Source organism: Microbacterium sp. ZW T5_45 (assembly GCF_044987415.1).
GTDB lineage: Bacteria > Actinomycetota > Actinomycetes > Actinomycetales > Microbacteriaceae > Microbacterium.
This window is the reverse complement of record NZ_JBJDRJ010000007.1, coordinates 55659-65805: the sequence shown is the minus strand read 5'-3', so window position 1 is coordinate 65805 and position 10147 is coordinate 55659. Positions and strand designations below refer to the sequence as shown.

Sequence of the window (10147 nt, the reverse complement as noted above, 5' to 3'; positions counted from 1 at the left end):
CCGGCGTGGGAAGTGGTGCCCCGACTGCGAGGTAGGCGAGCTCGTGCGTGCTGCTCGGGGTACAGGGGGAGAGCAATGAGCATCGTGATCGGTTGGGTGCTCGCGATCGGTGTGCCTGCCCTGATCGTGGCCGGGACCATCGCTGATGCCCGGGCACAGGCCGCGCACGACCGCTTCATGGCCGCGGTGCGGGATCGGAACGTCGCAGCGCTGGCTGCTCGGGGTGTCACGGAAGGAGAGAAGCGATGACCGATGTAGAGAACTTGGTGGAGCGACTTCGGCAGATCGCTGAGAGTCAGCGGATGGACTTCGATAGTCCGAACGTCGCTGCGACTCTCGACGATGCTGCAACGACGTTGGAGACGCTCGTGGTTATCGGGTCCGTCGTATCCGAGGAGCCGGACTGGGAGTACGGGATCTCGTACGCGCAGGGCAACGAGGAATTCGAGGGGCAAGACCTGGCCACGATCCAGCGGCGGGTGAAGTACATCCGCCGTCAGGGCGGCTACTACAGCCGCACAGTGCGCGCGATTCGTCGCCGCCCAGCGGGTGACGCGCTGCCTGTAGAGCAGGAAGGAGAACGGCGATGAGGATCCTGACCGTACGCCAGCCGTGGGCGTGGGCGATCATCCACGGCGGCAAGGACGTCGAGAACCGCGTCCGGAACATCGCGGGCGACTACCGCGGGCCCGTGCTCATCCACGCAGCTCAGCAGGTCGACCTCGCAGCGTTCTCCGGACAGTCCGCACCGCTCACCGCGGCCGCTACTGCGTTCAACGCGTCGAACACCGACGTCCTCAAGAGCGGGCCCTGGCATTCGCACCGCGGTGAGATCATCGGCGTCGTCGACCTCGTGGACGTGCACCACGGGCCTGAGCACGGCGGAGGTTGCCACAAGCTCAACAGCCCGCTCCCGGTCACGCCGACGTACGACCTGTGCTCACCGTGGGGTGAAGCCGGTGCTCACCACATGGTGCTCGCGGACCCGCGTGCACTCGACCAGCCGATCCCGTACCGCGGGGCGCTCGGCCTTCGGAAGACGGAGTTCGACGTGATCGGCGACTACCTCGCCGCACCGTGGGGACACCCGAAAGGGCAGACCTGCACGCCGATGGGATGCGAGCCCGGGTGCCACCTCGAGCCGGTCGGTCGTCTGGTGGCGACATCATGAGCACCCAACCGACGTTCACGCTCGACGCCGAGGGCCTTCTCAGCAAGTGGGGATTCGGGGATGGCGACGCACTCGACGACTGGTGGTGGGACAACTTCGACGAGGAGCCGCCGTTCAACGACCACGACATGCTGCATGCGCTCGTCGTCACCTACCTCGTCCCTGCGATCTGTGACGCCGCGCGTGAGGTTGAGGTGTTCCGCCTTGAGACGATCCACAACCCGGTCCGCGCCCGCACCTTGGACCGGGTCGAAGTCGACCATTACTCGACCCAAGACAGGCGCATCGATCCACCGATCACGGTCGCCGTGACGAAGCAGCAGATCCTCGACCTGGCCGAGTCCACCAACCACGAGAAGGAGCAGCCATGACCAGAGATGTCGAGGTTGGTGGTCGCGATGGGCGCTGAGTATCCGGCATCGTGCGGCGTCTGCGGATGCCCGCTTGCCGACGAGGAGAGCACGCGCACCCACATGGGTGCGTGCTTCGCAACACACGAGATTCGGAGACAGAGCAATGGCTAAGCACGTCGTCGTCGTCGGCGTACCTTCGATGCCCTACGGCCCCGAGGGTGTTGATCCGGCGGAGATGGACCGGAGGTACTACCTCGAAGCGGCGAGGAATATTCGCTACCAGGCCGAGCGCGGGAACGCCTTCTCGGGAAGCAACGTCACCGAGACCGTGGCACGTCTATGTGAGGCCGTTGCGCGGGCGCTGGGCGACAGTCACGGGGCGTTCATCCCGGATGCCCCGGCTGATGTCGGTATCCGAGAGGAGAACACATGAGCAGGGCGCCGGATGGCTGACCTTCTCACGTACCGGGAAGCAGCAGCGCTCGTGCACCGCTCACCCCGCACGATCCGCTACTGGAAAGCCCAAGGCATGGCCACGTCACTGGTCGAACGAGACGGGCAGATGGTCCGCGTCGTTGAACGGAAAGTGCTGCAGGCGTGGTTCCGGGAACGGCTCATGAACTGGCCCACACACAAGTGGAGGCTGAGGAAGAAACTCGCCGCGGAGATCATGCGACACGCCGACGAAAATTAGATATTGACGACAAAGTACTTGCCGCACCTATGTTGAAGGTAGACAAGTTTCTGAGGAAGCCCCGCACCACTCCGGTCGGGGCTTCCGTCGTTTCCTGTCATTCCCATCCCCGCGGGCGGCCGGTTCCCCAGCATCGGCTGCCCGCGCGATGAACGGCCCCAGGGAGCGCGCCAACGCTCACCCGGGGCCTGACCCTCTCCACGAAGCTGACTCGATCGGAGGGCTGCCATGAACGCTACGTGCAAGCCCAGACATCCGCGTCGAGGAGGACACGGGTAGGCCGGCGCCGTGAGCTACACGGCCACGAACCGCGCCGCCGTCGACAGGCTCCGAGAGAACCGCGACCGCGCCGGCATCCTCCAGCTCGCGGACATCTACCGCGACGTCGCTCACCCTGACGGGCCCAGCCTCGAGCGGTACGCCCTCGACGCGGTCGCCTGGATCGACTCGACCTCACCCGCGACCGTGTCGGCTGACGCCGCCGACCGCATCCGCGTCGGTGACGTGCTCACCTACCTGCACGCCGGGCACGAGCTGCAAGGCGTCGTCCTCACCATCGACGGCGACCACGTCACCACGAACCTTGGACACGAGGTGACCATCACACGTTGATCCTCGGACGGAGGGTCGCAGGCTCATCACCACCGGATGCCCAGCCCGGTGTGCCTCCCCTCCGTTCGAGTTCCCCGACTGGTGTCAACGCTGCCGCAGCCATGCAGCGAAGGACTCCCATCACGGCCCGCTGACTCCGAGGGCCGAGGAGCACCTGCACCATCGAGGGGCGCCTCGCGAATGGGCGCCCCTCCACTCCTTCCTGACGGGCGGTGCACGGTGGGCGGGAAGCGCAAGGAGACACGGCGCATGCACAAGCTGCGCGACGACTTCTTCGACGAGGGCAAGGCGCAGTCGCTCAGCCCCGACCCCGACGAGCGCGCCGAGTCCGACTGCTGGCTCTGCCGCGGCGGCATCGACTACACGGTCCCACCAGCCACGACCCCCGACTCCCACACCCTCGACCACGCGAAGGACGTCGACACGTACCCAGAGCTGCAAGAGGACCCCGACAACTTCCGCCACGCGCACTTCTCCTGCAACAGCAGCCGAGGCAAGCGCGCCCCGAACGACCAGGGCCTCGGCGAACCCATGCCCGCCTGGTGGAAGCACTGACGACAGGAGACACCGTGAACCGGTACGCCGCGCTCGGCATCACCCTCGACGCCCTCGACGGCCAGCGCATCCTCATCGTCACCCCGACAGCCGCCGCCATCCCGCACGCCCTCGACGAGTTCACCGCACTCCCACCCCACCTCATCGACGACGCCCGCATCCGCCGCGCCAACGGCGACACCCGCATCGACTTCCCCGGGGGAGGAAGCATCCACTTCCACCCAGCCCAAGGACACCACCGCCCCGCCCACTACCACTCCGTCTTCCTCGACGAACACACCGACGAACGCCTCACCCACACCCACCGGGCCAACCTCACCGACCACCTCCGCACCACAGGCGGCAGCATCATCCGAGCCTGACCCCCCACCCCACGAAAAATCCGAACAACCCAACGGGGGCGGACGACAGCCCGGGGGAGCTGTCCTCTCTCCCCGGGTCGGATCGGACCCCCATCGCGCGCGCTCGCGTTGCGTCGGACCCTCGGAAGGGGCGTGATCGTGTTCGAGACGGATGTGGAGCGGCTTCAGGTGCGCGTGTTCCCGGTGGGGGAGCTGTCGCTGTTCCATCGGAACCCGCGGCGTGGTGACGTGCGTGCGATCGCCGATTCGCTGCGGGTGCACGGCCAGTACCGGCCTCTCGTGGTGAACGTTGGGTCGGTGACGGGCCGCCCGTTCGAGATCCTGGCGGGCAATCACACCTACCTCGCGGCAGTGTCGCTCGGGTGGGCTGAGGTGCAGGCGACGACGGTCGACGTCGACGACGAGACCGCGCACCGCATCGTGCTTGCCGACAACCGGCTCGCGGACCTCGGCGCGTACGATGACGCCGACCTCGTGGCCGCCCTCGAAGCTGCCGGGGACCTCGAGGGCACGGGCTATGAGCGGGGCGACTTGGACGCGCTGCTCGCCGAGCTCTCCGAGCCGGTGTCGCTCACCGACCCCGACGATGTGCCGCCGCTGCCGTCGACGGATGCCGTGGTGTCTCGCCCGGGCGACGTGTGGATGCTCGGCCCTCACCGACTGCTCGTCGGTTCGTCTGGCGACGTGGACGCGGTGCGCGCGGCGATGCCCGACGGCGTGGCCTGGGACTGCGTGTGGACGGATCCGCCGTACGGCGTCGAGTACGTCGGCGGCACCGGACTCACCATCCAGAACGATGGCGTGGACGCGGCGATCGCTGTGTCGGTCGCGTTCCTGGAGGTCGCCGCCGAGATGTGCCGGCCTGGAGCACCGGTCTACCTCGCGCACGCCGACGTGCTCCGTATCCCGTTGCAGCTGGCGATGGAACGTCTCGGCATCCGCTGGCGTCAGACCCTGATGTGGGTGAAGGACCGGTTCGTGCTGTCCCGCGCGGACTACCACTACCAGTCGGAGCCGATCGCGCTCGGTGAGGTCGACGCGCCGGACCGCGAGTACGACCCGATCGCGTACGGATTCCTGTCCGGCGGTGAGGGTCGTCTCGGTCGCGGTGGCCGCCGTTGGCACGGCGACAACCGGTCATCGACCGTGTTCGACGTGAAGCGCCCGTCGCGCTCGACCGAGCACCCGACGATGAAGCCGGTGGAGCTGATCGAAGCGATGCTCACGAACTCGTGCGCTCCGGGCGCGTGGGTCGCCGACGGCTTCGCCGGATCCGGATCGACGCTCATCGCCGCGCACCGCCTGGCGCGGAAGGCGTTCCTCGTCGAGCTCGACCCGCGTTACGCCGACGTGATCTGCCGTCGCTGGCACGAGCACACCGGCATCACCCCGATCCGCGACGGCGTGCCGCACGACTTCGCCGAGGCTGCCCGTGGCTGACATCGACCGCTCGCGGGCGTTCACCCTGTTCCGTGCAGGACTGAACTACGAGCACATCGCGAACGAGATGGGATGCGACGTCGACACGGCCCGCGAGGCCGTGCAGGCGGCGATCTCCGCATCGACCGTGGCGCTCGACCAGACGGCCGCCCGCATCCTCGAGCTCGAACGCCTCGACGCGCTGCACCGCGTGCTGTGGGCGAAGGCGATCAAGGGGGACGTCGCGGCGACTGACCGTGTGCTCCGCATCCAGGAGCAGCGTCAGCGGCTGCTCGGCGAGCCGTCGCGAGTGAAGGACGCGATCACCGAGGCGTTCGAGACGACGCTCAAGGAGATCACCACGACGCCCGCCGACGAGACGCTCATCGCGTCCTGCCGACAGGTGGCCAGGCAGATCGATCACGCCGTCGCGCACGGCACCTCGCTCGAAGCGACGAAGGCGATGTACCTGCTGCCGCACCTGTGGAACGGGCTCCGCGAGCTCGGCGCGACGCCCGCCGCCCGCGCCGCGCTGAGCGCGTCCGTCCCCGCACCGACCCCTCAGCCGGATGCGGACACCGCATCGAAGGAGGCGCCGGTTGACCTCGACGACTTCAAGAACCGCCGACGCGGAGGCGCGTGACTTCTCGACCATGGTCGGCTCGGAGGTCCCGCGCCTCTGGACGCGCCCGCTGCGGCCGCTGACGCCGGAGACGTCCCTGGGGTTCGAGGTCATCGACTTCGCGCTGCTGTTCCTCGGCGTCGCGCTGTACCCCTGGCAGAAGTGGCTGCTCATCCACGCGCTCGAGCTGAATCCCGATGGGACGTTCCGCTTTCGCCGCGTGATCGTGCTCGTCGCCCGTCAGAACGGGAAGAGCATGCTCGCCGCGGTGCTCGCTGCATGGTGGCTGTTCGTGGACTCCGACCGATTCGAAGAGCGACTGCCGCCGTTCCGGTTCAAGGTCCTCGGCACCGCACAGAACCTCGACACCGCGCAGGACGTCTGGAACCTCACCGGGCGCTGGTGCGACGACGAGAACGAGGGGCACGTACCGGCCCTCGCATCGAAGGTGCAGAAGCTCCAGCGGAAGAACGGCCAGCCCGGCATCTACCTCGCGAACGGAGCGCATTACGAGGTCCGCGCGGCGTCCCGCAAGGGCGGCCGTGGGAAGGCCGCCGCACGCGTCCTGATGGACGAGATGCGCGAGCAGCAGACGTGGGACGCGTGGGACTCCGTCGCCCAGACGACGAAGGCGATCTTCAACTCTCAGCTCTGGGGCATCTCGAACGCCGGCGACGTGCGCTCGGTCGTGCTCCGCAAGCAGCGCGACAACCTCATCGCCGACATCGAGGCATGGCTGTCTCGCGGCATCGACGACCTCGAAGCGTACGCGAACGGCGAGCTCTCCGCGCCGACCTCCGCACTGTTCGAGTGGTCGGCGCCGGACGGGTGCGCGCTCGATGACATCGACGGCATCCTCCAGGCGAACCCGTCCATCGGCCACGGCGAGATCACGATCGAGCAGTGTCTCCAGGACGCCCGCGACATGCTCGAAGCGTCCTACCGCACCGAGGTGCTGTGCCAGTGGGTGACGTCGGCCGTGAAGTCGTTCATCAGCCCGAAGGACTGGCGGGACCGGCACACGCCGATCCCTGACGTGAGGATCGCGCGCGGTGCTCGCACCGTGTGGGCCGTCGACACGTCGGCGAACCGTTCGACGACGTGGGTCGGATCTGCTGTGCTCACCGAGAGCGGGAAGCCGTTCGCCTACCTGCAGCGCAAGCGCACCGGCATGATGTGGGCGCCCGACTACCTCGAAGAGCTGGCTACAGAGTCCGGCTGCTGGGAGGTCGCCGTGCAGGCCCGCGGATGCCCCGCCGTCGAGTTCATCGACGAGCTGGAGAAGCGCGGCTTCACCGTCCACAAGCTCGACGGCGGATCCTTCGCCCTCGCCACCGGCCGCATGCGCGACCGGGTCCGCGACGGCGACCTGATCATCGTCGAGCAGCCCGACATCGACCTCGCCGTCGAAGGCGGCGTCGTCACCGACTACGCCGAGAACAAGGCGTGGTCCCGCACGAAGTCCGAACCCGTGGACATCGCCGGTCTCGTCGCGCTCACCGAGGCGCTGTACGCGCTCGAGGTGCTCACTCCCGAGCTGGTCCCTGATCCGATCAGGCCCCCGGCCGCCGCAACCGTCGCTCGAAGCGACGCCGCACCAGACGAGGTGAACCTCGCGACGGTCGCATTCTGAGAGGAGCCCCGCCCATGGCAGACGAGATCGGGTATGTGAAGGGCGGGATTCTGTCGTCCTGGTCGTCGCTCGCGGACGAGGCGCACGAGAAGAACCTCGACCTGATGTGGCCGATGTCGATCGAGGTCTACGACCAGATGCGCCGCGAGGACTCACAGGTCGCGTCGGTACTCCGCGCTGTAACACTTCCGATCCGTTCCACCCGTTGGGAAATCGACCCTGCTGGCGCACGCGACGAGGTCGTACAGCTCGTCGCCCAGGACCTCAACCTGCCGGTGAAGGGGCAGGAGGCGCCGCCTCGGCCGAACCGGGAACGCGGCCGATTCTCGTGGGACGAGTTCCTTCGGCTCGCGCTGCTCGAGCTGGTGTTCGGACATTCGGTGTTCGAGCAGGTCTACCGCATCGAGGGTGGCCGGGCACGGCTTGCGAAGCTCGCCTGGCGACCCCCGCGCACGATCTCGAAGTTCGACGTCGCGAAGGATGGCGGGCTCGTCGCGATCGAGCAGCACGGCGTCTTCGGATCCACGACCGTCCGCATCCCTGTCGACCGTCTGGTCGTGTTCGTCAACGAGCGCGAGGGCGCGAACTGGCTCGGCCAGTCGCTGCTGCGGCAGGCGTACAAGAACTGGCTTCTCAAAGACCGCTTCCTGCGGATGCAGGCTCTCGTCGGCGAACGGAACGGTCTCGGCATCCCGGTGTCGAAGGGGGCACCGCTGCCGGACGCGATCGCGAAGGACGCCGCGAAGGCGGAGGAGTGGCTGAAGGCTCAGAAGGATGAGGGCCTGAAGGTCGCGAAGGACTTCCGCGCGGGTGAGGCATCCGGCGTATTCGTCCCGCATGGTGGCGACCTCGCGCTCATCGGCGTCTCGGGGAAGCTCCCTGACCTCGACGGACCGATCCGGTATCACGACGAGCGAATCGCGAGCGCCATGCTCGCGAACTTCCTCACTCTCGGCGGCGACCGATCCACCGGATCGTACGCGCTCGGCGACACGTTCGCGGACTTCTTCACCGGGTCGCTCAACGCGGTCATGAACCACCTCGCCGACGTCACCCAGCAGCACGTCGTCGAGGACCTCGTCGATCAGAACTGGGGGCCGGACGAGCCCGCTCCGCGCATCGTGCCGGCGGCGCTCGGGAAGGACCAGCCGCTCACCGCGGAGGGCATCCGCGCCCTCATCGACTGTGGCGCGTTCACTCCCGATCCCGAGCTCGAGAACCACCTTCGAGCGCGCTACGGGATGCCAGCGAAGAGTTCGACGGAGACGACAGACGGCTCCGGACCAACTGCCGACGAAGCCCGTGCTGCCGCGGAAGTCGCGCAGAAGGTCTACCTCGCGACCGATCAGAAGCCGCTCACAGTCTCTGAAGCGCGAGAGCTCATCCGCAGAGCCGGAGCGCAACTGGGTAGCGACGGCCCTGTCGCCACCGCCGACACCACAGCCGAGGAGGCCGCATGACCACGAAGAACGCCGGTCGCAACCGGTACTGGGGGAACCTGACGCCCCCGACATCGAAGACGGAGTTCTTCGACGCGATCACGACCCCGGCGCCTGCTGGCGACGGGACGGTCGCCACCATCCGAATGTACGGGCCGATCGACTCGTACGGCGGATGGTGGGGGATCAGCGCGAGCGACGTCAGCGACGTGCTCGACGCGCTGCCCGACACCGTCTCGCAGATCGTGCTCCGCATCAACTCGCCCGGCGGCGAGGTGTTCGAGGCGATGTCGATCCTGAACATGTTCCGCGCACACTCCGCGACGGTCACCGCAGTCGTCGACGGGATCGCGGCATCCGCAGGATCCTTCCTCGCTGTCGGCTGTGACGAGACGGTCATGTCGCCCGGCACGCAGATGATGATCCACTCGCCGCTGACGTGGGACTACGGCAACGCCGCGGACCTGCGGAAGACAGCCGAGGTGCTGGACAGCATCGAAGAATCGATCATCTCGATCTACCGCGACAAGGCGGGGGAGTCCGCGTGGGGTGAGCTGCTCGCCGCAGAGACCTGGTACACCGCCGCGCAGGCCGTGACCGCCGGTCTCGCCGACCGCGTCGCAGTCATCCAGGACGCCGGCGAGACTCTCACGCCCGGCGCACCGGAAGAGCCCGACATCGACCCTCTCGAGGGCGACGGTGTCGAGGACCGCTACGCGGCCGCGCGCGCCCGGCTCGCGCTGCGACCTGTCGGCGCTGCGGCGCCCACCAAGCCCCCGAGCTCGTCCGAGCCGGGTAACCCCACCCAGAAGGAGGCACTCGCGATGAGCGACGCCCTGAAGGCTGGCCTGTCCGCACGGCTCGGAGTGACCGATGCCGCGATCTCTGACGACGACCTTCTGGCCGCCGTCGACGAGGCCCTCGGCGAGCAGACCGACACCCCGGCAGCATCCGCTGTCATCCCCGCTGGCACGCAGCTGATCGAGGACACGGTCCTGGACACCCTGCGCGCCGACGCTGCTGCTGGCCGCGAGGCCCGAGAGCAGCAGATCAACGATCGCCGCGACGCGATGATCCAGAACGCCCTGTCGGAGGGCCGCATCACCGCGGCATCCGCACCGCAGTTCCGGGCCATGCTCGACGCCGACGAGGACTCCGCGACCGCGGTGCTCGCGTCGCTCGCGGCCAACACCGTCCCGGTCGCTGAGATCGGGCACGCTGCCGGCGAAGTGTCGGCAGAGGACGCCCTGTACGCGAAGTACACCGGCGAGACCGAGGAGGCCTGAG

14 protein-coding genes are annotated in these 10147 nt (G+C 68.0%); all 14 read left to right on the top strand.

The genetic code is table 11. The features are described 5' to 3' along the window. Positions 1–75 precede the first annotated feature (75 nt). The 14 genes from ACI3KS_RS05220 (at position 76) to ACI3KS_RS05155 (ending at position 10146) form a co-directional block, all read left to right on the top strand. A complete protein-coding gene (locus tag ACI3KS_RS05220) occupies positions 76–249 on the top strand; it encodes a hypothetical protein (protein WP_404915924.1) in 174 nt (57 codons plus the stop codon). Positions 250–302: 53 nt separating this feature from the next. Then, a complete protein-coding gene (locus tag ACI3KS_RS05215; RefSeq protein WP_404915922.1) occupies positions 303–590 on the top strand; it encodes a hypothetical protein in 288 nt (95 codons plus the stop codon). Beyond that, a complete protein-coding gene (locus ACI3KS_RS05210; protein ID WP_404915920.1) occupies positions 587–1171 on the top strand; it encodes a hypothetical protein in 585 nt (194 codons plus the stop codon). The genes ACI3KS_RS05215 and ACI3KS_RS05210 overlap by 4 nt, the downstream gene beginning before the upstream one ends. Further along, positions 1168–1542 carry a hypothetical protein gene (locus ACI3KS_RS05205; protein ID WP_404915918.1) on the top strand — a complete coding sequence of 125 codons (375 nt, stop codon included), beginning with the start codon at positions 1168–1170 and terminating at the stop codon, positions 1540–1542. The genes ACI3KS_RS05210 and ACI3KS_RS05205 overlap by 4 nt, the downstream gene beginning before the upstream one ends. A gap of 145 nt (positions 1543–1687) precedes the next feature. After that, positions 1688–1957, top strand: coding sequence for a hypothetical protein (locus ACI3KS_RS05200; protein ID WP_404915916.1), 270 nt, complete (start codon positions 1688–1690; stop codon positions 1955–1957). A gap of 12 nt (positions 1958–1969) precedes the next feature. Continuing rightward, entirely contained in the window at positions 1970–2218 is a 249-nt protein-coding gene (locus ACI3KS_RS05195; RefSeq protein WP_404915914.1) for a hypothetical protein, read from the top strand. A 288-nt stretch (positions 2219–2506) separates the two neighbouring features. Continuing rightward, positions 2507–2830 (top strand): hypothetical protein, encoded by a 324-nt coding sequence (locus tag ACI3KS_RS05190; protein WP_404915912.1) that lies wholly within the window; start codon positions 2507–2509, stop codon positions 2828–2830. A gap of 249 nt (positions 2831–3079) precedes the next feature. After that, entirely contained in the window at positions 3080–3385 is a 306-nt protein-coding gene (locus tag ACI3KS_RS05185; RefSeq protein ID WP_404915910.1) for a hypothetical protein, read from the top strand. 14 nt (positions 3386–3399) lie between these two features. Next, a complete protein-coding gene (locus ACI3KS_RS05180) occupies positions 3400–3747 on the top strand; it encodes a hypothetical protein (protein ID WP_404915908.1) in 348 nt (115 codons plus the stop codon). Between the two features lie 138 nt (positions 3748–3885). Next, on the top strand, positions 3886–5187 hold the full coding sequence (locus tag ACI3KS_RS05175; RefSeq protein ID WP_404915906.1) for a DNA methyltransferase: 1302 nt from the start codon (positions 3886–3888) through the stop codon (positions 5185–5187). Further along, complete coding sequence (locus tag ACI3KS_RS05170; RefSeq protein ID WP_404915904.1) at positions 5180–5809, top strand: hypothetical protein; 630 nt, start codon at positions 5180–5182, stop codon at positions 5807–5809. The genes ACI3KS_RS05175 and ACI3KS_RS05170 overlap by 8 nt, the downstream gene beginning before the upstream one ends. Further along, positions 5766–7421 carry a hypothetical protein gene (locus ACI3KS_RS05165; protein WP_404915902.1) on the top strand — a complete coding sequence of 552 codons (1656 nt, stop codon included), beginning with the start codon at positions 5766–5768 and terminating at the stop codon, positions 7419–7421. Before ACI3KS_RS05170 ends, ACI3KS_RS05165 begins: the two co-directional genes overlap by 44 nt. Before the next feature lie 14 nt (positions 7422–7435). After that, complete coding sequence (locus tag ACI3KS_RS05160; protein ID WP_404915900.1) at positions 7436–8881, top strand: hypothetical protein; 1446 nt, start codon at positions 7436–7438, stop codon at positions 8879–8881. After that, positions 8878–10146: a head maturation protease, ClpP-related gene (locus ACI3KS_RS05155; protein WP_404915898.1), complete on the top strand. Its 1269-nt coding sequence runs from the start codon at positions 8878–8880 to the stop codon at positions 10144–10146. The genes ACI3KS_RS05160 and ACI3KS_RS05155 overlap by 4 nt, the downstream gene beginning before the upstream one ends. Position 10147: the final 1 nt, after the last annotated feature.